The sequence below is a fragment of the Aeoliella fuhlenseeensis genome (assembly GCF_052161615.1).
Lineage (GTDB): Bacteria > Planctomycetota > Planctomycetia > Pirellulales > Lacipirellulaceae > Aeoliella.
The window spans coordinates 4,819,849-4,841,253 of record NZ_CP197417.1; the positions used below are offsets into that span (position 1 = coordinate 4,819,849).

General features: G+C 61.6%; 16 protein-coding genes. 3 read left to right on the forward strand and 13 right to left on the reverse strand.

Going from position 1 to position 21,405, the window contains the following annotated elements; translation table 11 throughout:
- The 7 genes from SH292x_RS18850 to SH292x_RS18880 all read right to left on the reverse strand — a co-directional run bounded on the left by SH292x_RS18850 (position 1) and on the right by SH292x_RS18880 (position 8,534).
- Positions 1–1,365 (reverse strand): DUF1015 domain-containing protein, encoded by a 1,365-nt coding sequence (locus SH292x_RS18850; RefSeq protein ID WP_442482571.1) that lies wholly within the window; start codon positions 1,363–1,365, stop codon positions 1–3.
- A 53-nt stretch (positions 1,366–1,418) separates the two neighbouring features.
- Positions 1,419–1,982, reverse strand: coding sequence for a hypothetical protein (locus SH292x_RS18855; protein WP_442482572.1), 564 nt, complete (start codon positions 1,980–1,982; stop codon positions 1,419–1,421).
- Positions 1,983–2,279: 297 nt separating this feature from the next.
- Positions 2,280–3,584, reverse strand: coding sequence for an MBL fold metallo-hydrolase (locus tag SH292x_RS18860; protein ID WP_442482573.1), 1,305 nt, complete (start codon positions 3,582–3,584; stop codon positions 2,280–2,282).
- A gap of 134 nt (positions 3,585–3,718) precedes the next feature.
- Positions 3,719–4,531 carry a PEP-CTERM sorting domain-containing protein gene (locus tag SH292x_RS18865; RefSeq protein WP_442482574.1) on the reverse strand — a complete coding sequence of 271 codons (813 nt, stop codon included), beginning with the start codon at positions 4,529–4,531 and terminating at the stop codon, positions 3,719–3,721.
- A 292-nt stretch (positions 4,532–4,823) separates the two neighbouring features.
- Positions 4,824–5,558, reverse strand: a complete 735-nt coding sequence (locus SH292x_RS18870) for a PEP-CTERM sorting domain-containing protein (RefSeq protein ID WP_442482575.1) — start codon at positions 5,556–5,558, stop codon at positions 4,824–4,826.
- Positions 5,559–5,827: 269 nt separating this feature from the next.
- Positions 5,828–7,186 carry an adenosylhomocysteinase gene (gene ahcY / locus SH292x_RS18875; protein WP_442482576.1) on the reverse strand — a complete coding sequence of 453 codons (1,359 nt, stop codon included), beginning with the start codon at positions 7,184–7,186 and terminating at the stop codon, positions 5,828–5,830.
- Positions 7,187–7,844: 658 nt separating this feature from the next.
- Entirely contained in the window at positions 7,845–8,534 is a 690-nt protein-coding gene (locus tag SH292x_RS18880) for a phosphoribosylanthranilate isomerase (protein ID WP_442482577.1), read from the reverse strand.
- Positions 8,535–8,919: 385 nt separating this feature from the next.
- Here SH292x_RS18880 and SH292x_RS18885 point away from each other — a divergent pair, with 385 nt between their 5' ends.
- Both SH292x_RS18885 and SH292x_RS18890 read left to right on the forward strand, forming a co-directional pair.
- Complete coding sequence (locus tag SH292x_RS18885; protein ID WP_442482578.1) at positions 8,920–10,575, forward strand: ExeA family protein; 1,656 nt, start codon at positions 8,920–8,922, stop codon at positions 10,573–10,575.
- A gap of 169 nt (positions 10,576–10,744) precedes the next feature.
- The gene (locus SH292x_RS18890) at positions 10,745–11,683 is read left to right on the forward strand and encodes an SDR family oxidoreductase (RefSeq protein WP_442482579.1); all 939 of its coding nucleotides are present in this window, start codon (positions 10,745–10,747) and stop codon (positions 11,681–11,683) included.
- 170 nt (positions 11,684–11,853) lie between these two features.
- On the opposite strand, the gene SH292x_RS18895 is transcribed toward SH292x_RS18890, so the two are convergent.
- On the reverse strand, positions 11,854–12,984 hold the full coding sequence (locus tag SH292x_RS18895; RefSeq protein WP_442482580.1) for a 6-phosphofructokinase: 1,131 nt from the start codon (positions 12,982–12,984) through the stop codon (positions 11,854–11,856).
- Between the two features lie 317 nt (positions 12,985–13,301).
- On the opposite strand from SH292x_RS18895, the gene SH292x_RS18900 reads away from it, so the two are divergent.
- A complete protein-coding gene (locus SH292x_RS18900; protein ID WP_442482581.1) occupies positions 13,302–14,942 on the forward strand; it encodes a dockerin type I domain-containing protein in 1,641 nt (546 codons plus the stop codon).
- A gap of 253 nt (positions 14,943–15,195) precedes the next feature.
- Here SH292x_RS18900 and SH292x_RS18905 read toward each other — a convergent pair whose 3' ends face one another.
- The 5 genes from SH292x_RS18905 to SH292x_RS18925 form a co-directional block, all read right to left on the reverse strand.
- A complete protein-coding gene (locus SH292x_RS18905) occupies positions 15,196–16,206 on the reverse strand; it encodes a DUF6807 family protein (RefSeq protein ID WP_442482582.1) in 1,011 nt (336 codons plus the stop codon).
- Positions 16,207–16,346: 140 nt separating this feature from the next.
- Complete coding sequence (locus tag SH292x_RS18910) at positions 16,347–17,543, reverse strand: 6-phosphofructokinase (RefSeq protein WP_442482583.1); 1,197 nt, start codon at positions 17,541–17,543, stop codon at positions 16,347–16,349.
- 316 nt (positions 17,544–17,859) lie between these two features.
- Positions 17,860–18,486 carry a Uma2 family endonuclease gene (locus tag SH292x_RS18915; RefSeq protein ID WP_442482584.1) on the reverse strand — a complete coding sequence of 209 codons (627 nt, stop codon included), beginning with the start codon at positions 18,484–18,486 and terminating at the stop codon, positions 17,860–17,862.
- A gap of 281 nt (positions 18,487–18,767) precedes the next feature.
- On the reverse strand, positions 18,768–20,726 hold the full coding sequence (acs, locus tag SH292x_RS18920; RefSeq protein ID WP_442482585.1) for an acetate--CoA ligase: 1,959 nt from the start codon (positions 20,724–20,726) through the stop codon (positions 18,768–18,770).
- 114 nt (positions 20,727–20,840) lie between these two features.
- On the reverse strand, positions 20,841–21,401 hold the full coding sequence (locus tag SH292x_RS18925) for a Uma2 family endonuclease (RefSeq protein ID WP_442482586.1): 561 nt from the start codon (positions 21,399–21,401) through the stop codon (positions 20,841–20,843).
- Positions 21,402–21,405 lie beyond the last annotated feature (4 nt).

The following is a 21,405-nucleotide window of genomic DNA, read 5'->3' on the forward strand; positions in this document are numbered from 1 at the left end:
TCACTCCACCGGGTTGATCACCAGGCCGCTGAGCACCTTGGGGTAGAAGTAGGTGCTCTTCGCGGGCATGCGTTCGCCGTTCGAGCTGATCTGGCGGATGTGCTCGACCGTCGCGGGCATCACCAAACAAGCGAGCTCGAACCGGCCGCCGGAGCCTTCCTGCCCCGTCAGGTCGCGACCTGCCGAGTCGCCGGCGCGGAGTCCCTCGGGCACCTCGCTCAGGGCGCGGACGTACTTCGGGGCGGGCAGGTTGGGGACTGCTAGCAGCGTGTCCATTACCAGCCGGTGAAGGATGCTGACGCCCAGCGAACGCCAGTCGTCCGACATTTCGCTGGCAACCTCGGCGAGCTTCGCCTCGCCCGTCTCGGTGATGCGTGCTAGCGTCCAGGCGTCGTCTTCGGCGGTGTAGAAGGCGAGCGTTCCCTGCTCGTCCTCCACTTCGATTTCTTCCCACAGGCTCAGTGCGCGGTCGGGACCATTGCCGGCCGGCTCGGTCTCGAACGACTCGCCCAGCTTCTCGATCAGCTGTTCGGCGGTCATCGGCGGCAAACCGCGGAACAGGCGGTGGGTCGGCAGGATCTGCATGCCGGGGTCCGACATCGACACGCACATCATCAGCACGTAGTTCGCCGGGTGGTCGTACGGCAGCTCCTTGCCGTGCTTGGCCTGGTACTCAGCGGCGATCTCGTCGCGCAGGTTGCATGCCGTCTCGTAGCGATGGTGGCCGTCGGCGATGTAGATCGGCAGCTGCGAAATGGCCGCCTCGAGCATCGTGATGGTCTCGATATCCGTGACCGGCCAGATCTTGTTGACCACGCCCAAATGGTCGGTCGCCTCGAGTGGCGTGTGGCCCGCGATGGCGCTTTCCAGGATCACCTGGGCCTGGTTGAAGTTGTCGGGGTACAGGCCAAAGATCTGGCTCAGGTTCGCCCGGCACGCCTTCCACAGCTTCAGCCGGTCGGCCTTCGCCCCGCCGTGGGTCTCTTCGTGCGGGTAGATATTCCCCTCGCCAAACCGCTCGAGCCGGCACCGGCACATGAATCCCCGCCGGGTGTACTCCTGGCCGTTGGCCGTGTAGTGCTGGTGGTAGACGTAGATCGCCGGGTCGTTCTCGGGCGTCAGCACGGCGTCGCGGCACCACTGCTTATAGAGCTTTGCGGCGCGGGTATAGCGGTTGTTGTGCTCGCCGTCCCCCGCCTCGTCCCGGTTCAGAATCAGCCGGACAACGTTGTACTCATTGGCGTCGTACAGCTGCTGCTGGAGCCCCGGATCGATCACGTCGTAGGGGGGAGCAACCACGCTCGACAGAGAACCAACCTGGCCAAGGTTATAACGCAGTCCACGAAAGGCACTGATCTGGGGCATCTTGCTCGGTGGGGAAAGTCGGAAGGTGAGTGGGGGAATTCCGACTGGCGATGTTACCAGATTCCCTCCTCGCCCATTAGCCCCGTGAGCATGGTGAAGAGCCCACCAACGGTGACGATGATCAGCCAAATGTTGATGTAGCCCGACATCCACAACAGCGCACAGCCGCCGCCCCCCAGCACAAAAGCCAGCCCCCCGCCCCCCACTTTGGTCCAGTCGACCCCCCACGAAGCCCTGGCCGCCTTTTTCCTCTTGGGCTTTGCCGAAGGCTTGCTCTGGGCCGCCTGGTAGGGGCTGCCCATGGAGGCCTGTGGCTCGCGGGCCGGCACCGCTTTCTTGACGGGTTCGGCCAACGCGTCGTCCCAGAACGACTCGCTCGGCTTCGAGGGCGGAGACGCGACTTCAACCGGATTGGGTTTGGGGCGCGGCGCGCTCGCCTGCGCGGCGGGTTGAGGAGTCGACTTGGACGCAGTGGTCGCCGTCGCGTTCGCAGTCGCCACCACCGGCTTGTTGCCCAGGCGAAATTTCTTGCCGCACTTGCAGGTGGCGGTGCGACCCAACGCTTGCTCAGGGACGTCGTACACCTTCTTGCATTCTGGACAAGCAATCTTCGCCATGGCGAGTCCCCCGAGAGAATGTTTCACGTGAAACAATTTTGGGGGTGATTATAAACCTGTCACTGGGCGCGCCGCCAGCAAGAAACGAGGCAAGTCTTGAAAAAGGCGTCTCGGCATCCTAGAAACCAAGGAGGCGGCGAATCGCGGGGGCACCGCGTTTCAAAATGTTTCACGTGAAACAATTCGCCACTGGACCAACAGCACGTCCGGCCAATAGCCCCGACCAAGCCTGGTCGGGGTCGATGAACCAGCGTTCGCAAAATGTTTCACGTGAAACATTTTGAAAAGCTCGGGCCGCTACTCCGTCGGCCAGCCTTCGAGGTCGAACTTCTTCTGGACGTTCGCCGTGTGCTCGGTGAAGTGGCGGTCCATTTGCTCGAGCAACTTTCGCAGAGTCCACCGACTGCCGGGGGCGGGTTGGTCGAGGTCGACTCCGTCGAGCAGGTAGGCGTACCGTTGAACGTAGGCGTCCGCTCGCTCCATCTGCCGGGCTTCTTCAGCGCCGTCCCAATCGGCGTGCGCGGGCTTGTATTCCGGCGGCATCTGCGCGGGGTTGAGGTCGATGTGCGAAAACGTCTCGGGCTCGATCGCGGCGTAGATCTCGGAGAAGAACCCCAGCTGCCGACCCATCATGTGCTCGGCGTTCCAGCGAGCCGTATGCGTGCCATCGGGTGGCTGCCAATTCATTTGATTGGCGGTGAGCGGTGCGAAGACTCTTTGAGACGCCTTGCAAGAGGCGTCCATCTTGTCGAGCAGCGTGGCGAGATCGCCGGAGGGCTCGTGCGGTTTGTAATTGAGGACTACGAGCTGAGGCGCGGAAGTATCTTTGGATTTGGCCGGTGAGAGGGCAAGCGTATTGTGCGGGGGCTTCGCCAGCTCCCAACCTTCGGGCATGTGCTCCACAAATCTGTCCACCGGCTCAAGGGGTATCTTGAGCTTGTCGGTCTTGTAGTGAATCGGAACGACGCAGCGCGGCTTCACTTGCGCGACGATGTCCCACGCCCCGTTGCCATCAATGGTGTAAACACCACCGACGGGGAGGAGCAATACGTCGACTTCGCCGATCTGGTAGACTTGCTCTTGAGTGAGCTTCGACTGCCCCAAGTCGCCGCAGTGCACAATGGAGACGCCGTCGACCACGATCTTGAACATGGCGACGGCACCACGTTCGGAGCCCTGCGAGTCGTCGTGCCAAGCGGGAATACTGGTCACGTGAATTGCGTGCGGCGGCTTCAGCTCCTTGGTTCGTGCGCTGCTCCAAACTGGCGCCCGCTCATTGGATGCGCGCCCAAGCACATTGAATACACTTGCGACCGTACCTTTGTCGTCGAGACCGCGAACAATTCTAGGCTCCCCCTTCACCGCTTCGACGTTGTTGTGGTCCGCGTGCTCATGCGACACGAGCACCAGGTCGGCGGTGAGGTTGGGGACTTCGTACCCGATCTTGTCGTTGTACGGATCGATGACGATGGTGAGATTCCAATACGTCTCGATCGAGACCATCCCTTGTCCCCACCAGCGGATGGCGACGGGTGGGGATTCTTGCGCAGATGCATGAGCGGCGAAGAGCGAGGCGATCAGCAGGGCGGTGAGTGGACGCATGCGAGAGTTCCCCTGGAAGACTGAATCCATCCGCTGATTGTACGCAAGTCGGGGGGACTTGGGCGCATAAAAAAACCGCCGGCTTCCGCCGGCGGCTAGGGGTTCAGAAAGTGGGTTTGGCGTGGCGCGAGTTGCTACTTGCGATTGCGAACTACGAGCGCCGTTGCAGCGAGCGTTAGGAGCACGATTGTCGAGGGCTCGGGGATGACATCTGGGCGGGTCGAGACCGTGAAGTTGTCGACCAGTTGCTGGACGCCCGAGGCGAGTTCGAAGTGCAGCGCGCCGCCGTTGCCGTCCCAGGTGAAGTTGTCGTTGGCGACTTCGATGCCGTTGACTACCGCACTCATGTTAACGGGTGAGCCGTCGGCGAACGAGTTGAACGAGTAGGTGAGCACCACGGGATAGGTGTTGAGGTTGGGGATGGGACTGTAGCTAATCGTCCCTCCGGTTGCGACACCGTTGTCCCAACGTTCTGTCCACTGTCCCGCGATGTTTTCGTTCTGGCGAATGAGCATGGCGTGGTCGACGCTCGCGGCGTTCACGCCCGAGTCACCGTTGGGAGTGCCGACTTTCAGGGCGACCCACTCCGGGCTTCCGGCAACGTGCGTCCAGTCGAAGGTAACTTGGAAACCACCAGCGGCCAGGATGGCGGGACCAGTCGTAGCACCGGCCCAATTGTAGCGAGCCGTTTCGGCGCCGAAGCGAACGCCGCCGGCACCTTTGAGTTCGAGGTTGCCACCGACGATCGACTGCTGCGCTCCGAACGATTGGAGGTTCGTCTCGGATCCAACGGGCCCGCTACGCCGACCGGTGAGGTCCGCAGCGTCGAAGCTGCCGGAGTCGGCGACGTCGAAGTTGTCTTTGAAAAGTAGCGCCGCTTGGGCGGCAGAGGCGGAGAATCCGACCGCCACGGTCAGGAATAGAATCGCCTTCCAGTTGCTCTTCATTGGAACTCTCTCCCAGTGGAAATTGAAGTCTAGGAACTCGAATGCCCCGCGTTCTTCGACCGTTGAAAAGTAAGTGCGTAACGCCCCCCGTACCGTTCTCCCCACGCCCTCCCGTGCAGGGGAATCGCACGCGTGCGCCCCCCGACGCACCAATACATGCCTGCGATTGCGGAATCCTGACAGAGATTCTTGGAGCGTTGGGGAAGAAAAGTTGGGGCGCATAAAAAACCGCCGGCTTCCGCCGGCGGCTAGTGGCTTCCTATTTTGCTCGAACTTACGAGAACGCTGCTAATTAGCGCAACTTGCGGACCAGCAGACTGACGCCCGCCAGGGCCAGGAGGGCGAAGGTCGAAGGCTCGGGGACGCGGACGCCGAACACGTCGACTTCGGTGTAGCCCGTGTAGCCGTTTTCGACTCCGCCCGGATCGAGCCGGACGTGGGTGACGCCGGTGGCAATGTAGAGGCCGGCGTCGTTGGTGATCTCGAGGCGGTGGCTGATGGGGGCGTTGTGGGCTGCGTTGGCGTTTAGTGCGATGAGCTGCGTGAAGTTCACGCCATCGCTCGACACGTCGAAACCAAAGAACGTTTGGTCGCGACCACCATCATTCCAACCACCGTAGACCACGGCGCTGGTTAGATTGAACTTGCCGCCGAGGTCCCAAATGACCAGCTCGTTCTCGCCCAGCGTGGCGTACGGGGCGTGGTCGATGGCGTCGCCACCGGGGCCTCCTTCGGGATAGACGGTGGTAATCGAACCGTCGTTCAGTACGCCGGCTCCGCCCGCAAGTTCGCGCGTGTAAAGCGAGGCATCAGGATTCACCAGAGTCGGTGAAAGCCCCGTCAACAAATCGGTGGACGATGGATTGAAAGGTGGGTTTGGCGGGGTGTGCGGTGTGTGGGCCGGAACCGCGGGGTCGGTGATCGGCGCGAGGTCGGTGTCGATCGTGGCGACCAAGGCGGCGAGAGAAGAGCCCGCCGAACCAATAGACAAGAGCATCAAGCAAGCGAATCGATAGTTGCACTTCATTAGAACGCTCCCACAAGCCAGTGAAGAAGAATCAAAGGAGAAGTCAGCAGTCGCTGCGCACGCCGCCCCCCCTAGTGCGCACCGGAACTGGCGGAGGCGAGCGGCACCGACAACAGCGGCATAGGTAGATGGTAGAAACCCGAAAATCCTGACAAGGAAATTTGGGAATTCTAGCGAGAAGGCAATAAAAAAAACCGCCGGCTTCCGCCGGCGGCTGTGGGTTTCGAGTTGTCGATCACGGCCGGGGCGGCCATGCTACGTGCCGACTATTAATAGCGGTAGTAGTCGGGCTTGTAGGGGCCTTCCATGGGGATGCCCAGGTACTCGGCTTGCTTCTTGGTGAGCTTGGTGAGCTTAACGCCCAGCTTGCCGAGGTGCAGGCGAGCGACTTCTTCGTCCAGCAGCTTGGGCAGGACGTGGACGCCGAGGGGGTACTCTTGGGGGTTCTGCCACAGGGCTAGCTGTGCCAGCACCTGATTGGTAAACGAGGCGCTCATGACGAACGAGGGGTGACCGGTGGCACAACCGAGGTTCACCAAACGGCCTTCGGCGAGCACCAGGATCGAGCGACCCGAGTCGTTGAAGGTGTACTTGTCGACGGCACCGACTTCGGCGGGCTTGATGCGATCTTTCTTCGCGCGGCCAGCCTTCACTTCGCCATTGACCCAAGCCATGTCGATCTCGAGATCGAAGTGGCCGATGTTGCAGACGATCGCGTCGTTCTTCATCTGCTTCATGTGCTCGCCGGTGATGATGTCACGGCAGCCGGTGGTGGTGACGAAGATGTCGCCTTGCGCGGCGGCTTCGTCCATGGTCACGACTTCGTAGCCTTCCATCGCGGCTTGCAGGGCGTTGATGGGGTCGATCTCGGTCACCAGGACGCGAGCGCCCAGGGCCTTCATCGAGTGGGCCGAACCCTTGCCGACGTCGCCGTAACCAGCGACCACAACCACCTTGCCGGCGATCATCACGTCGGTGGCACGCTTGATGCCGTCGGCGAGCGACTCGCGGCAACCGTACAGGTTGTCGAACTTGCTCTTGGTGCAGGAGTCGTTGACGTTGATCGCGGGGACCTTGAGCTCGCCGCGCTCGTGCATTTGGTACAGGCGATGGACGCCCGTGGTGGTCTCTTCCGACAAGCCCTTGATGTTATCAAGCAGCTCGGGGAACTTGTTGTGGACCATGGCGGTCAGGTCGCCACCGTCGTCCAGGATCATGTTCAGCGGCTCGCCGCTGGGGAAGAACAAGGTCTGCTCGATGCACCAATCGAACTCTTCCTCACTCATGCCCTTCCAGGCGTAGACGGGGATGCCGGCGGCGGCGATGGCACAGGCGGCGTGATCCTGGGTGCTGAAAATATTGCAGCTGCTCCAGGTCACTTCGGCACCCAGGTCGGCCAGCGTCTCGATCAAGACGGCGGTCTGGATGGTCATGTGGAGGCAACCGGCGATGCGGGCACCCGCCAATGGTTTGCTCTTGCCGTACTTCTCGCGAAGGGCCATCAGGCCGGGCATTTCGTTCTCAGCGAGCTCGATTTCCTTGCGGCCCCAGGCTGCCAGGCGCTCGAATTCAGCGGGCGAGCACTCCAGGACTTTGTAGGGCAGCTTTTCGGTGGCAACTTCTGGCACGGCGGGGACTCTCCTTACTCGGTTAACTAACCCCCAACATGGGGGAGGCCCAAAACAAGCGGGCCTGACCGGATAGTTTAGTAAGTTGCTGGGTGGATCGACAAGCGGCTAAGTGGGAAAGGGAGTTGCTTTTCTTGTCGCTGGACTCGCAAGTGCTTGAGGCGACTCCCAGAAGAAAATGCGTGTGAGCCGGGTCGTCCCCGACCCCGGATTAGAGCAGTGGCGAGAGCGGTGCGGTAGGCGGAGTTTCCGGGGCCGGGGACGTCCCGGCTCACTGGGAAGCTACCTCAAGCGATTGTGCTATTGGTACCTTGCAAGAGGAGGACCTTGTTCGGGCCTCTTGAACGCTGGATCCCCAATACGAATCGCTTCGAAGAATCCTACCGGCCAATCGTTAGATCTCGCTGGCTCCAAGATGATTGCGGGACCTTCGGTGCGTACCTCGGCTACATTTCCAGGCAAGGAAATGCCGAGTGGCAACACCACCATCTGCTGGCCATTCCTGGTGATCAATGACGCGGTGTTCAACTCGCGAATTCCTATACTGGACTCTTGAAACAGTACCCACCTCGTACAACGTGCCTAACGAGTGTAGGAGCAGCTTTCCCTCCCCGCGCTTACAGCGCGACCCTCCCGGAGGGAGGGTGAAGGGTGAAACTTATAGTCGCTCTAGTGCTTCGCGGGCGGCTTCGACGAAGCGGCGGATTTTGTCGGGGTCTTTGACACCTGGGCTCGACTCGACGCCGCTCGCGGTGTCGACGCCGGCGGGGCGGACGATTCGGATGGCCTCGGCGACGTTCTCGGAAGTGAGTCCGCCGGCGAGAATGAGCGGCACGTCGCCGAGCCAGCGGGAGTGATCGGCCAGGCCGGCCCACGAGACGGTTTCGCCGGTGCCGCCGTACCTGCCCGGTGTGAAGGCATCCACCAGCACGGCGTCCGGCACCCGGCCGGCGGCGCGGCACGCTTCGATGTCTTCGGCAATCGCCGCGACGCCGCGGTCGTCCATGCGGCGGGCGCGGATGAGGGGGATGTCGCGCGGGAGTTGGGCCAGGAACTCAGGGGGTTCGTCGCCGTGGATTTGGATGATGTCAATTTGCGCGAGGTCGACCCGATTACGGATCTCCTCGACACTCGCATTTACGAACAGTCCGACCTGATGAAACGGCCGGTACACGGTTCGCTTGAGGCTGCGAAGATTCATTGCCTCGACCGTCGGCGCGTCGACGTACCGGGGACTCTTCGCGTAGAAGTTGAGCCCAATTGCGTCGGCGCCAGCTTCGAACGCAACGCGCCCGTCGGTCGGTCGAGTGATGCCGCAAACTTTAATTTGGAAGGGCGATGCTGGCATTGTTAGCAGACGTTCGATAGCAGGACCGACGCGGCCGGTGTTGGAGAGCGGATATATAAGTATTAGTGCGTGAGAAACTAGAACGGGTTCGCGGACCTCGTGGAGGGCCGGCTATTGCGGGGAGTCTTTATTGTAGCACGATGCGAAGGTTGTCGTGTGAGCCGGGTCGTCCTCGACCCCGGACGTGAGAATTATTCATAGTGCTGCGATTGGCAAACTTTCCGGGGGCGAGGACGCCCCGGCTCGCTTGGGATTGAATAGCACGCAATGTTTAACCTTTCCGGCGGATTGGAGTTGCCCTCGCTGGTTGGTCGATGGAAACGACGAGGTACGCCAAGGAGTTGGTGCCCCTCTGCCCGCCGCGACACTTGAAGGACCGAGTTCCATGCTGACCATTGCCGACCTTGCCAATAGCCGTGAGCGAGTTTTTCCGACTCACGCGCGGGTGGAACGCTATTACCCGGCCGCGGCGGCAGAGCATGCTCGCGAAGTGCTGGGGCGGTGCCTCGATCGGGGCGAGGGTCCCGCGCTCTTGATCGGCTCGCCAGGCACGGGCAAGTCGATGCTGCTCAATGTGCTGGCCGACGATTTGGGCAAGAATCGTCCCGTGGTGTTTCTCACCAGTGCTCAACTCTGTACCCGGCGTGCGCTGCTGCAGTCGATCCTGTTCGAGCTCGGACAGTCGTATCGCCAGCGCGACGAGGGCGACCTGCGCCTGGCGCTGATGGACTACCTGCGTAGTGGCGACACGGCCAAGTCGGGTGTGCTGCTGTTGGTGGACGAAGCGCAATCGCTGCCGGTTCGCTTGCTCGAAGAGATCCGCATCCTGGGCAACACCGCACACCAAGGTGTGCCCATCGTGCGGCTGCTGCTCGCGGGTTCGGCGCCGCTAGAAGAGACGTTCAACGAGCCCGAGATCGAAGCGTTCAATCAGCGCATCGCGGCACGCTGTTATCTCGCGCCGCTCAATCACCACGACACGGTGCAGTACGTTCGTGGTCACTTGGCGGCGGCCGGTGCGTCGCCCGACCAGTTGTTTACGGCCGACGCGCTCGACTCGGTGTATCGCGCGACGGACGGCATCGCGCGGCTGGTGAATCAGGTTTGCGACCGCGCGTTGGTACTTGCCGCGGCGCATAAGCAGAAGCAAGTGACGAAGGACATTGTGCAGGGTGCGTGGGCCGACCTGCAGCAATTGCCAACGCCATGGAACTTGCCCGACGCAGTGGAGTTTGTGGAAAGCCATGCGGACGACGACGATACCGACATCGTCGAGTTCGGCCCGCTGTCGGACGACCATGCCGATGATCGGGCGTCGTACGCGATGAAGCCCGCGGCTCGGATTCACCAGCCGGAGTTGAGCCATGATCTCGACCTCGACGACGAGTTGGAGTTGGAACCCGAGGAAGTCGAATCACTCGCCGTGACGACGGTGGATACGGCGCCGACGCTGCGGCGTAGCGCGCTGGTAAGCGTGAAAGACGAGACGGCTAAGCCGCAAGCGACGACACAGCCGCAACCGACGGCTCCACCAAAAGCGCCTTCGGTGGACGATTTGTTTGGCGATTCGTTCGAGGAAGAGGAGATGGTGATCGACGAGTTCCTCGGACTCGAGCAAACCATTCCGCCATCGCGTGCCCGGGTGTCGAGTGCGTGCGACGCCGAGCTGAGCCGAATGCTGAGCGCCGTGATGCGAACGAACGACGAGCGGACGAGCGCCACATCCGTTCTCGATCCGCCGAAGTCGGGGACGAGCTTTGCGGTGGTCGATGCAGCGCTGCACGAAGTCGACGAGCTGCCGCTGACCGAGACGGAACTGGACGAAGAAGCGGACGAGCTGCTGACCGAGCTGAACACGATTGCCCACGAAGCGCAGCGGGCGACGATCAAGCCGATGGAAACGAAGTCGCCCACAAAGGCGTGGACGAGCGACGACCTCGAAGAGCTGGTGATCGAAGACGAGATGTCCCTGCCAATGCACTCGGCCGCCGCGCAGCGTGCCGACTATCGTCAGTTGTTCAAGTCGTTGCGGGATGAGTAAATGGCTGTAGGCTGTGAGGCGGACGCAAGCGAGCGGGGTCCGTTAGGGCCGTGGTGAGTTGGCTGTTGGCTGTAGGCTGTGAGCCATAAGCAGCGGGAGTTGCGAACTCCACTCGCGCGGGATAGGTTCATAATCTTCCATCCGATCCTCTCGCTCGACTAAAGCTTCTATGACCACTTTTCTCGTCACCGGCGGTGCTGGGTTTATTGGGTCGCACATCACGACGGCGCTGGTCGAGCGTGGCGATCAGGTTCGCGTGCTCGATAATTTGGCGAGCGGGTTTCGCAGGAACCTCGATCATCTCCAGGGCCAGATTGAGTTCGTCGAAGGAGACGCCGCTGACCCGGCGACGGTGGCCCGCGCGGTCGAGGGTGTGGAAGTGGTGTACCACGAGGCTGCGCTCGCTTCGGTGCCGGCGAGCGTTCGCGATCCCTTGCTCTCGCACCATCAGTGCGCGACGGCGACGGTGAATGTGCTGACCGCTGCCCAGAAAGCGGGCGTGCGGCGCGTGGTGCTCGCGGCGTCGAGCGCGGCGTATGGCGACCAGCCCAAGCCGGTGAAGCAAGAGACCGACGTGCTCGATCCGTTGTCGCCCTACGCGGCGGCGAAGATCGCCAGCGAGTTCTACTGCAAATCGTTCACCAAGAGCTTCGGGCTCGAGACCGTTGCGCTACGGTACTTCAACGTCTATGGTCCGCGGCAGGATCCCGCGAGCGAGTACTCGGCGGTCATCCCGATATTCGTCAGCAAGATGCTCCGCGGCGAACGGCCCACCGTGTTTGGCGATGGCATGCAATCGCGCGACTTCGTGTTCGTGTCGGACGTGGTGGCCGCGAACTTGCTGGCCGCCGACGCGAAGGAAGCGGTGGGCGAGTCGATCAACGTGGCGTGCGGGCGGCAGTCGACGCTGCTCGATCTCATCGCCGCAATCAACGGGGCGATCGGCACCGACATCGAACCGATCTTCGCTCCGCCCCGCGCGGGGGACGTCCGCGACAGCATGGCGGATATCACGAAGGCAAAGAAGTGCTTGGGGTACACGCCAAAGGTCGACCTCGCCGAGGGGCTGAAGCGGTCGATTGCGTATTATCGGGAAGTGAGTAGGTGAGTAGGTGAGTAAGTGAGTTGGGAACGCTCATCCAAGGGGAGAGTTTCCGAGGGCGGGGACGCCCCGGCTCGCTTGAGCTGAGTGGCAACGCTCTAACGGATTAAGTTCTTCGCGGCCCCCCAAGGCGTACACGGCCGGGGCGGCCATGCTTCGTACACATTGCTACGTGCTTATTCGTCGCCCATGCAGGTGCCGACTAATCGGGCGGCTTGGATCCAGGGGTGGTCGGGTGGGACGAGCTTTTTGCTGCCGGCTACTTTTTCTAGTTGCACGGTTTCGGTGGCATCGCCTCGCGCGGCTACCATCACGCCGTATTGGCGACGGGCGAGGACTTCGGCGCACGCGGAACCCAAACGTGTGGCGAGCAGGCGGTCGGCGGCCGAAGGGGTACCGCCGCGTTGCAGGTGGCCGAGGATGGTGAGGCGCGACTCCATGCCGGTGGCCTTTTCGAGCTGGCCGGTGAGACGGAGTGTGTGGTCGACGTGCTCCTCATGGAATTGGTTGAGGGCGTCGGAGACGTCCTTCTTGCCTTCGCGGTCTTTGGCCTCTTTCTTCTTCTGCACCAGCTCGTCGATTTGTTTCTGCTGCTCGATGGTCACGGCACCTTCGGCGACGGCGACGATACTGAAGCGATGGCCGCGGCGAGCACGGCGCTTGATGGCGTTCGCTACGACTTCGGCGCTGTAAGGGATCTCGGGAATCAGGATCACGTCGGCACCACCGGCGATGCCCGCGCCAAGCGCAAGCCAACCGGCGCGGTGGCCCATGAGTTCCACCACGATCACGCGGTGGTGACTGGTGGCCGTGCTATGGAGTCGATCGATGGCCTCGGTCGCGATGCCGAGCGCGGTGTCGAAGCCGAACGAGACATCGGTCTCGGCGATGTCGTTGTCGATGGTCTTGGGGAGGGTGACGACGTTGAGCCCGGCGTCCATCAGCCGCATGGCGTTCTTCTGGGTGCCGCCGCCACCGATGCAGACCACGGCTTCGAGTCCGTGGCGGTGGTAGGTCTCGACGATCGCGGGGGTCATGTCCTCGGTGCGGTCGCCGAAAGGCATCTTGTGGGGCTTGTCGCGACTGGTGCCCAGGATGGTGCCGCCGTCGGTCAGGATGCCCGACAGCTGCTCGCCGGTGATGCGGAGCGTTCGGTCCTGGACCAGGCCGCGGAAGCCGTCGCGAAAGCCGATCATCGACATGCCGTAGTGATCGAGGGCCGCTTTGCCGAGCCCTCGAATGGCGGCGTTGAGGCCGGGGCAGTCGCCACCGCTGGTGAGCACGCCAATGCACTGGTCCTTAGCCATACGCTTCCGTCTTCCTATTTTCCGCCGTTTTATTGGGTCGATTCCGAGGTGTTTAACTCTATGTTACTTGGAACGCGGCCAGGCGGAACCGGCGGGCAGGTGGGGAAAGGCCCCCGGGTAGGCGATGCCGTGCAATTCCCCCATTACGTAAAGTCGGAGCGGGAATGCGCATTTACCGTCCAGTTTGTGGGGGTTCGTACGTTATATTGCGAGCTCCCGCCTGCCGACTCTGGCCCCCAGCGTGGTCAATTTCGACCCTCTTTTGGACCTTGGCGAGCTGGGAAAAGGCACAGGGAACAGAACCAACAGGTGGAATAATGATGCTTCGAGTCCGTCGATCGGGCTGCGCGGTGTGCAGCTTTCTGGGGCTAATTCTCCTTGCGTCGGTGGCCCAGGCCGATGTCTTTCCGAACCCATCGATCGCGGAGAATAGCCGCAGCGGGACCGATCGGTACAACGGGCTGAAGAAGATCCTGATGATGGTGGTGACGGATGTCGACTCGCAGTTGAGCTCGTCGCAGTTCACCAGTCGGGTGAACACGCTTCGAAGTCGCGAGGAAGACATTCGCGAATTCTACGCCACCAACTCGGGAGGCAAGTTCGACTTCTACTACGAAGACATCATCGCCACGCCGATCAATCTCAACGATGACAATACCCGGCCGAGCGATTTCTGGTCCCAGGCACAAACGGTCGCGACAAGCTTAGGGAAGAACCTAGGCGATTACTACATGTTCGCCTACGACATCTCGAGCACGACGAACGACACCGGCTGGGCGGGTCTTTCGACGAGCAATCGCATCTACCTGCAATCGATTTCCACCAGCGTGACGCAGCATGAGATTGGTCACCAGGTAGGTGCCGACCATGCCAAGGCCTTTCGGCAACTGAACGACAGCAACTTCCACCCCTATACGTTCAATCCAGTGACCCAACAGTACCAGCCTTACACGCCGGGTGGGTCACCTTACAATCCAGTGCCCTTTGGCGTGGCGTCGTACGAGTATGCCAATCCGTTCGACACCATGGGAAACTCAAGCACTGGCGATTTTCGTATTCGCGAGAAGGTCGGCGATCTCCAATGGATTCCTGCGTCTCAGCTCCCGCGGGTGGATGGTGCCAGCGGACTTGGCGAGGGAGTACATCGCATTTACGCCCACGATGAGTTGCAAGCGGTCACAAACGCAGAAGGTGAATTCGGCGTCACGCAAGGCTACGCAACTGGAGTGAACTACGGCCTCACGTACAACCGTCTGGGGCAAGACTACGATTCTACCGACCGGCGTTTCGAAGCGGTCACTCAGACCATCGACATTGAGTATCGCTCAGGCGCGGACGGTGCCTACTTTTATCTCGATGGGACCCTAGTTGACCTAGACTCCGACACTTCCAACCTGGAGCGCCTGCTCGAAGTCGGCCGATCGATTGAAGACATCAACATGGGCATGTCGACGTTCATCGTCGACGCCGGACAGGTGGGCCAAGATACGCCCAGCATCGATTTCATGGCCTTCAATCCGCCGGCACCCAGCATTCTTGCGTCGAGCTGGTGGAACATCACCGCGGTGGCGACCGGCGTCGACAGCATTGGCAGCTGGATCGACCTGCAGTTCGAACGCGTGTCGGCACTGAACGACATTGCTGGCGACCTGAACCAGGATGGCGATGTCGACGAGCTCGATCTCAACCTGTTCATCTCGGGTTGGCGGACCGACACGCTCAACATGTCGAGCATCGATAAGTACCGTCACGGCGACATGAACTTCGATGGCATCACGGACCTCAACGACGCGTACCTCTTGCGGCAAGCGTTAATTACCGCTGGAGCTTCGATGGCGGACTTCGCCTCGTACTTCGGCCAGCCGGTGCCCGAGCCGAGCTCGGTGTATTTGATGGTGCTAGTGGGGATCGCCGTGGGTACGCTGAGTATTCGTCGGAAGCGTGGTTCGCTGATCTAAGCAGCCATGCAGTGTCATTCCGACGGGAGTAGCGCGACCGAGGAATCTGGTGTGGAGCAGCTTGCGTGCCGCGATCGCTTGCGGCGCGTACGGAGAGCGTCTCCGAGTGACGCAGATCTGCTCAGGAGCGAAGTAGATACCTCAGTCGCAGGGCTCCTGTCGGAAGGACACGAGCTCTGGTTTACGAAACTGGCATACTGCGAGCGATCAAACCACCACGGCCCTTACGGGCCCCGCTCGCCAAAAGAGTTGACTACTTGCCTACGAACTCGTCGTAGAGCTTTTGGCACTCTTCGACGGTCATTTCGCCCGGCTTGATGAAGTAGCGGTAGTGGAGCGACAGCGGCTTTTCGGGCGTGACGTCGGTGACGAAGAACGAACCGAACCGGCCGTAGTCGCGCTCGCTGTAGTGCGAGGGCTTAGGATTCTCGGGGCTGTCGAGGTAGAGCACCGTGTACCGCTGACCGTCGAGGACGAAGCTCATCGCGAGCCACGGGCGATTGGTGGTTTCCTCGTTGATTTTGTCGCGGCGGTTGGTGTGGTTCCAGTTGCGGGTCTCGCCCGGCTTGCCCTTGCCATCGGTGCGCAGGTAGTAGGTTTCCTTGGCGGTTTCGTCGGCGACGCGCTGCGAGGCGCGGAACTGAACGCCGGCGTGCTGGGGGTCGCCATCAAGGTGAATCTTCTCGACGCCCTCGGCGGGTGTAAGGGTCGTCTCGAAGTCAATCTGCGTCATGTCGCCGACCTTCTTGATGGTCTGCGTGCGGGCTTCGTTGGCGAAGAGCTCGCCCTTATTGCCGTGCCAACTGATGAGCGATTCGAACTTGCCCCCGTTGTCGTCGGCAGCCTGCGACTTGAACGACTCGTGCTGCTCGTAGGCTCCATCGGTGCAGTGCCAGGTGTCGCAGGTCTTGCCGTCGTAGTTGATCTTGTTAAAGCCAAGGTAGATGCCGCGATGATGCGGATAGAGTCCGCCGGGGCCCTTGGTGATGATCTGCGAGCCATCGGGGCTGTAGACATGCAGGTACGGCTTGTAGGTTTCCGACCGCTTCTTCTCCGACGAGTTGTCGACGGGGGCGTACATGTAGCGCACCAGCGGCGAACCAGCGTGCGACAGCTCGGCGTAATGCTCGGCATCGTTGTTGGTCCACGCGTAGGAGTCCGCGGACTCGTCGGCATGCGAAGTGGTTGGCAACAGCGCGAGCGACACCACCATCAGGGAGAGGGCCGCCAGCGACAACGATCGAAGGGAGAGAGTGTTATTCATCCCCTCAGCTTAGCCACGCGCGATGGTGCGAGCAACGTCCGCGAGCGAAGTCGCGCGAGCCGCGCCAACGTGCATCGTCGCGCGATTTGGGCAAGTCGCGAGCAATGGCGATACATCGGTTTTTCCCGAGCGCTTTTGCCTTACACCATCGCTGCTTCGAGGGCGTTTTCGGTCGTATTGAGCAGCGCTTCGGTTTCCAATTCTGGCGACAGATGCTCCAGTTTTATGTCAAACACGCCGTGACTGCACGTATCCGCCGGACGATCGCCGAAACTGATGCCCAGCGCGCGGGCGGCCTGCACGGCCGGGCCACGGGGATCGACTTGGCGCAGTTTATTGATCGCCTCGGCAATCGGCACGCTGTTCATCTCGGGCGGCCGCGAGCAAATCATCTCGCCAAACCGGCCTTCCACGATCAGCCGCACGGCATGCGCGCCAAACTGCGTGGCGAGCACGCGGTCGAACGTGGTGGGCGTGCCGCCGCGTTGCAAGTGGCCCAGAATGCAAAGGCGTGCTTCGCGGTGCAGTCGGCGTTCGATCTCGCTGGTGACGATCTTGCCGATGCCCCCGAGCTTCATCTGCTGCCCCGCTGCTTCAGCGCCGACCATGCCACCTTCGGGCAGGTGAGCACCTTCGGCAACCACGACCAGCGTGAACTTCTTACCCTTGCTCTCGCGATGCAGGACCTTGTGGCAGACGTGCTCGAAGCTCCATGGAATCTCAGGAATGAGAATGATGTCGCCACCACCCGCGATGCCCGAGTGCAAGGCGATCCAACCAGCGTGGCGACCCATCACTTCGAGCACCATGATCCGCTCGTGGCTCGCGGCAGTGGTGTGAAGGCGATCGAGGGCGTCGGTCGCGCACTCGATGGCGCTATCGAAGCCGAACGTAAATGCGGTGGCGGAGAGGTCGTTGTCGATGGTCTTCGGCACACCAACCACGGGGATGCCATTCTCGTGGAACTGCTGTGCAATCGCGAGCGAACCATCGCCACCGACGCAGATCAAACCGTTGAGACCAAGTTGTTTCACGGTAGCCTTCACGCCATCGATCAGGTGCTGTGCGATCTCGACGCGATCGTTCACGCCTTTGATGGCGGCGAAGCGGCCTTTGTTCGTGGAGCCAAGGATGGTACCACCTTGGGTCAGTATGCCTTTGGTCGTGGCGTCGGTGAGGTTCAAGTACTGCACGGGGTCGTACAGTCCTTCGTAACCCTTCAGGAAGCCGACGCACTCGTAACCGAGTTGCATGCAGCTTTTAACGGCGCCACGAATCACGGCGTTGAGGCCGGGGCAGTCGCCACCACTGGTGAGAATTCCGATGCGCTTAGCCATGGTCGGGGTCCTTGGGCAAGGAGAAAGCGGATAGTGTGGCCGAGCTTTTGCTCGCCATGCGTGCGGAGGCATTTGGGCTGGGGAAACCACCGCCAGGCGCGAAAATCCGCTAGCAACCCCGAAACATACGTCACCCGAATCTATCAGAGCGGGATGCGAATGCAAGCTTTTTCGCGGCGCAACCGATACAGGCGTTACGATTGCGCGAGCTCGTGTGAGCCGGGGCGCAGCGCGCCCCCGGAAATGCGTGGAGATGGCGCAGCGTCGCCTTGGGTTGAGTTTCCGGGGGCGAGGACGCCCCGGCTCGCTAAACTGCTTACTCTTCCGACTCCTCGACCGACTTGTACTGGTCGGCCTTTGCGAGCAGCTTGGCGAAGGGAAGTTCGAATCCCGGGAGAAGGGGCGTGGTGTAGATTTCGTTCTCGGCGATGGTCAGCACTTCGTCCATGCCGCGAAACACGGTGAGCTCGCGGGCGAAGCGATCAATCACCCAGTATTCCTTCACCCCCGCACTCGCGTACTCTGCCCGCTTTACCACGAAATCGCGTTTGCGGTCGCGCGGTTTGTTGGAGACAAACTCGACGGCAATGGTGGGGACATCAGCCAGCGGATCGATACTGCGTGCCGAACCGATCCAGATCGCTCGGTCAGCACGCCGTCTGTTTCGACCAATCCGAATCTCCTGCTCGGGAGCTGTGTAGATAACAATCTGCCCCTGAGGATGCATCTCTTTGTAGTTCCAGATCCAATGTCCTAGGTAGTCATTGGGACCGCGCTCGCCAATTCCAGCAGGAGGGCTCACAATCAAGACTCCGTTGATCAGTTCGTACCGGTAGCGATCGTCCCATTCGGTCGCGGCGTCGTACTCCTCGGCGGAGAGGACCATGCCATTCGACCAACGGCCGAACTCGATCTCGGTGGTCGGAAAATCTAGAACGCTCATACGAACTCTCGCGATGGGAGTGAGGCACCTACTCCATTATGGGCGATAAGCGGGCGGGGGTCAAAGTTGAACTTCGACGCATTGCTCGTGTGAGCCGGGGCGTCCCCGCCCCCGGAAACTCAATCCATGGCTATGCGTCGGCAATTTCAACATTTCCGGGGTCGGGGACGACCCGGCTCACACGGCCCTAGGAAGGCTGAGCGACGCGAGTGACGAAGTTCGACCCTCCCCGCGCTAACAGCGCGACCCTCCCGCGAGCGGGAGGGTGAAGGTTGCTTCTCTTACTCTTCGTCCGAGCGCAACTTCGCCAGCACGCTGTAATCTTCTAGCGTGGTGGTGTCGCCCACGGCTTCGCGGCCCGCGGCGATGTCGCGCAATAAACGCCGCATGATTTTCCCGCTGCGCGTCTTGGGGAGCGAGCTAGTGAAGCGGATGTCGTCGGGTTGCGCGAGCGCGCCGATCTCCTTGCGGACGTGCTTCTTGAGTTCTTCGCGGAGTGCTTCACTCGGTTCGGAATTCTTGAGCGTCACGAACACGGCGACCGCTTCGCCCTTCAGTTCATGCGGACGACCAACCGCGGCGGCTTCGGCGACCGCGGGGTGCGAGACCAGCGCGCTCTCAATCTCGATGGTGCTCAGCCGGTGGCCCGAAACGTTCAGCACGTCGTCGATGCGGCCCATGATCCAGTAATAACCCTGCTCGTCGCGGCGAGCGTTGTCGCCGGCCAAGTACTTGCCGGGGACTTTGGACCAGTAGACTTCCTGGTACCGCTCCATGTCGCCCCATAGGCCGCGGAGCATGCCGGGCCAGGGATGGGCGATCGTGAGCCAGCCGCCTTGGTTGGTGCCGAGCTCTTCGCCGCGCTCGTCAACGATCGCGGGAATGATACCGGGCAAGGGTTTGGTGCAACTACCAGGCTTCGTGGCGATGGCACCGGGGAGCGGGCTCATCATGATGCCGCCCGTTTCCGTCTGCCACCACGTATCGACGATCGGGCACCGCTCGCCGCCGATCTTCTTGTGGTACCACATCCAGGCTTCGGGATTGATCCCTTCGCCCACCGTGCCCAGCACGCGGAGCGACGACAGGTCGTGCGCGTCGACGTGATGGTCGCCCCACTTGATGAACGCGCGAATGGCGGTCGGTGCGGTGTAGAACAGCGTGACCTTGTGCCGCTCGATGATGTCCCAGAAGCGATCTTCTTTCGGGAAGTTCGGCGCGCCCTCGTACATCAACACCTTCGCGCCCGCCGAGAGCGGACCGTACACCACGTAGCTATGCCCGGTGACCCAGCCACAGTCCGCGGTGCACCAGTAGACGTCCCCTTCGCGATGATCGAACACCCACTCGAACGACTTCTTGGCGAACAGGTTGTAGCCCGCCGTGGTGTGCACAATGCCCTTGGGTTTGCCGGTCGAGCCGCTGGTGTAGAGGATGAACAGCGGCGTTTCGCTGTCGAGGGGCTCGGCGGGGCAGTCGTCCGACGCGTCGGCCATCAGATGCCGCCACCAATGATCGCGGCCGGGCGTCCAGTCGACCGCTTCGTTGACGCGCTGCAGGACGATGCAGTGCTTGACCGTGGGGCTCTTAGCAAGGGCTTCGTCCACTGTTTGCTTGAGCGGCAGCACGTTGCCACGCCGCCAACTTCCGTCGGCGGTGATGATGAGCTTCGCGCCGGCATCGTTGTTGCGTTCGGCAATCGCCTCGGCCGAGAAGCCGGCGAAGATCACCGAGTGAATCGCGCCAATCCGCGCGCAGGCCAGCATGGCGATGGCGAGTTCGGGCGTCATCGGCATGTAGATGCTGACGACGTCGCCCTTCGCGATGCCAAGCGACTTCAGCGCGTTCGCGAACTTCGAGACTTGCGTCTGCAGTTCGGCGTAGGTCAGTGTTTTCTGCTCGCCCGGTTCGCCTTCCCAAATGATCGCGATCTGGTCGCCGCGGCCTTCGACCACGTGCTTGTCGACGCAGTTGTGACAGGCGTTGGTCTTGCCACCGACGAACCACTCGGCGACCGGTTCGTTCCAGCGCAGGGCTTCGGTGAACGGCTCGAACCAGTGCAGTTCGTCGCGAGCGATATCGGCCCAGAAATTCTCGGGGTCTTTCGCGGCGGCGTCCCAAATGGCCTGGTACTCGTCGAGCGATTTGATGCGGGCCTTGGCCGAGAACTCTGCGGGGGGCGGAAACAGCCGCTCCTCGTGCATCACCGTTTCAATCCCGCCACCCGAATGCTCCGCCATGCTCATCGCTCCCGCGCGTTCGTCGAAAAGGGTACCGCCGTAGAACCAGAGTTTCGCGGACGGCGCGCGGCGTGTCAAACTGGCGGGCGGGAAGGTGGATTTTTCTGACGGGGACTACCGAAAAATCTCCGCCACTTCCAGCGAGAAACCGGGGAGGAGCTCGCTGGCGTCGAGCGTGGTGTTGCGGGAATACGCCAGGACGTCGGTGAGAGAGCGGTAAGCGGTCACCGTTTGAAGTTCGGGGTCGACGATCCACAGCAATTGGACGCCTGCCCCCAGCCACACCTTGATCTTCTCGTCAATCTCACCCGCGCGGTCGTTGGTCGAGATCACCTCAACAGCAAGGTCCGGCGCCCCAGGCCAGTACCCACTCTCGGGAAGCGACGCTGGGATGTTGGCATTGGCAATGAAGGCGGTGTCAGGTGCGCGAACCGTGTCGGGGTTGCGCTCGATCAAGAATCCCGTCTCCGCACCGAAGATTTTGCCGAGGCGATGGCGACGGATGTGCTCGGCAAGATGCGCGAGCAATGCTCCGGCTACCTGACCATGTCGCCAAGAATAGAGTTGCTGGTACCGAATCTGGCCCACAATGAGCTCGCACCGTCGTCCCTTGGCGCGAGCTTCGGAGGAAATTCGCAACAGGTCCGCGGCAGTGGTGAGTTGGGCGGAAGCCATGCAA

What these genes read in the sequence shown, in the direction of transcription:
- SH292x_RS18890 (WP_442482579.1), top strand. Translation starts at nt 10,745, where the DNA reads ATGACCACTTTTCTCGTCACCGGCGGTGCTGGGTTTATTGGGTCGCAC.
- SH292x_RS18910 (WP_442482583.1), bottom strand. Translation starts at nt 17,543, where the DNA reads ATGGCTAAGCGCATCGGAATTCTCACCAGTGGTGGCGACTGCCCCGGC.
- SH292x_RS18900 (WP_442482581.1), top strand. Translation starts at nt 13,302, where the DNA reads ATGATGCTTCGAGTCCGTCGATCGGGCTGCGCGGTGTGCAGCTTTCTG.
- SH292x_RS18880 (WP_442482577.1), bottom strand. Translation starts at nt 8,534, where the DNA reads ATGCCAGCATCGCCCTTCCAAATTAAAGTTTGCGGCATCACTCGACCG.
- SH292x_RS18855 (WP_442482572.1), bottom strand. Translation starts at nt 1,982, where the DNA reads ATGGCGAAGATTGCTTGTCCAGAATGCAAGAAGGTGTACGACGTCCCT.
- SH292x_RS18925 (WP_442482586.1), bottom strand. Translation starts at nt 21,401, where the DNA reads ATGGCTTCCGCCCAACTCACCACTGCCGCGGACCTGTTGCGAATTTCC.
- SH292x_RS18870 (WP_442482575.1), bottom strand. Translation starts at nt 5,558, where the DNA reads ATGAAGTGCAACTATCGATTCGCTTGCTTGATGCTCTTGTCTATTGGT.
- SH292x_RS18865 (WP_442482574.1), bottom strand. Translation starts at nt 4,531, where the DNA reads ATGAAGAGCAACTGGAAGGCGATTCTATTCCTGACCGTGGCGGTCGGA.
- SH292x_RS18860 (WP_442482573.1), bottom strand. Translation starts at nt 3,584, where the DNA reads ATGCGTCCACTCACCGCCCTGCTGATCGCCTCGCTCTTCGCCGCTCAT.
- SH292x_RS18885 (WP_442482578.1), top strand. Translation starts at nt 8,920, where the DNA reads ATGCTGACCATTGCCGACCTTGCCAATAGCCGTGAGCGAGTTTTTCCG.
- SH292x_RS18895 (WP_442482580.1), bottom strand. Translation starts at nt 12,984, where the DNA reads ATGGCTAAGGACCAGTGCATTGGCGTGCTCACCAGCGGTGGCGACTGC.
- acs (WP_442482585.1), bottom strand. Translation starts at nt 20,726, where the DNA reads ATGGCGGAGCATTCGGGTGGCGGGATTGAAACGGTGATGCACGAGGAG.
- SH292x_RS18905 (WP_442482582.1), bottom strand. Translation starts at nt 16,206, where the DNA reads ATGAATAACACTCTCTCCCTTCGATCGTTGTCGCTGGCGGCCCTCTCC.
- SH292x_RS18850 (WP_442482571.1), bottom strand. Translation starts at nt 1,365, where the DNA reads ATGCCCCAGATCAGTGCCTTTCGTGGACTGCGTTATAACCTTGGCCAG.
- SH292x_RS18915 (WP_442482584.1), bottom strand. Translation starts at nt 18,486, where the DNA reads ATGAGCGTTCTAGATTTTCCGACCACCGAGATCGAGTTCGGCCGTTGG.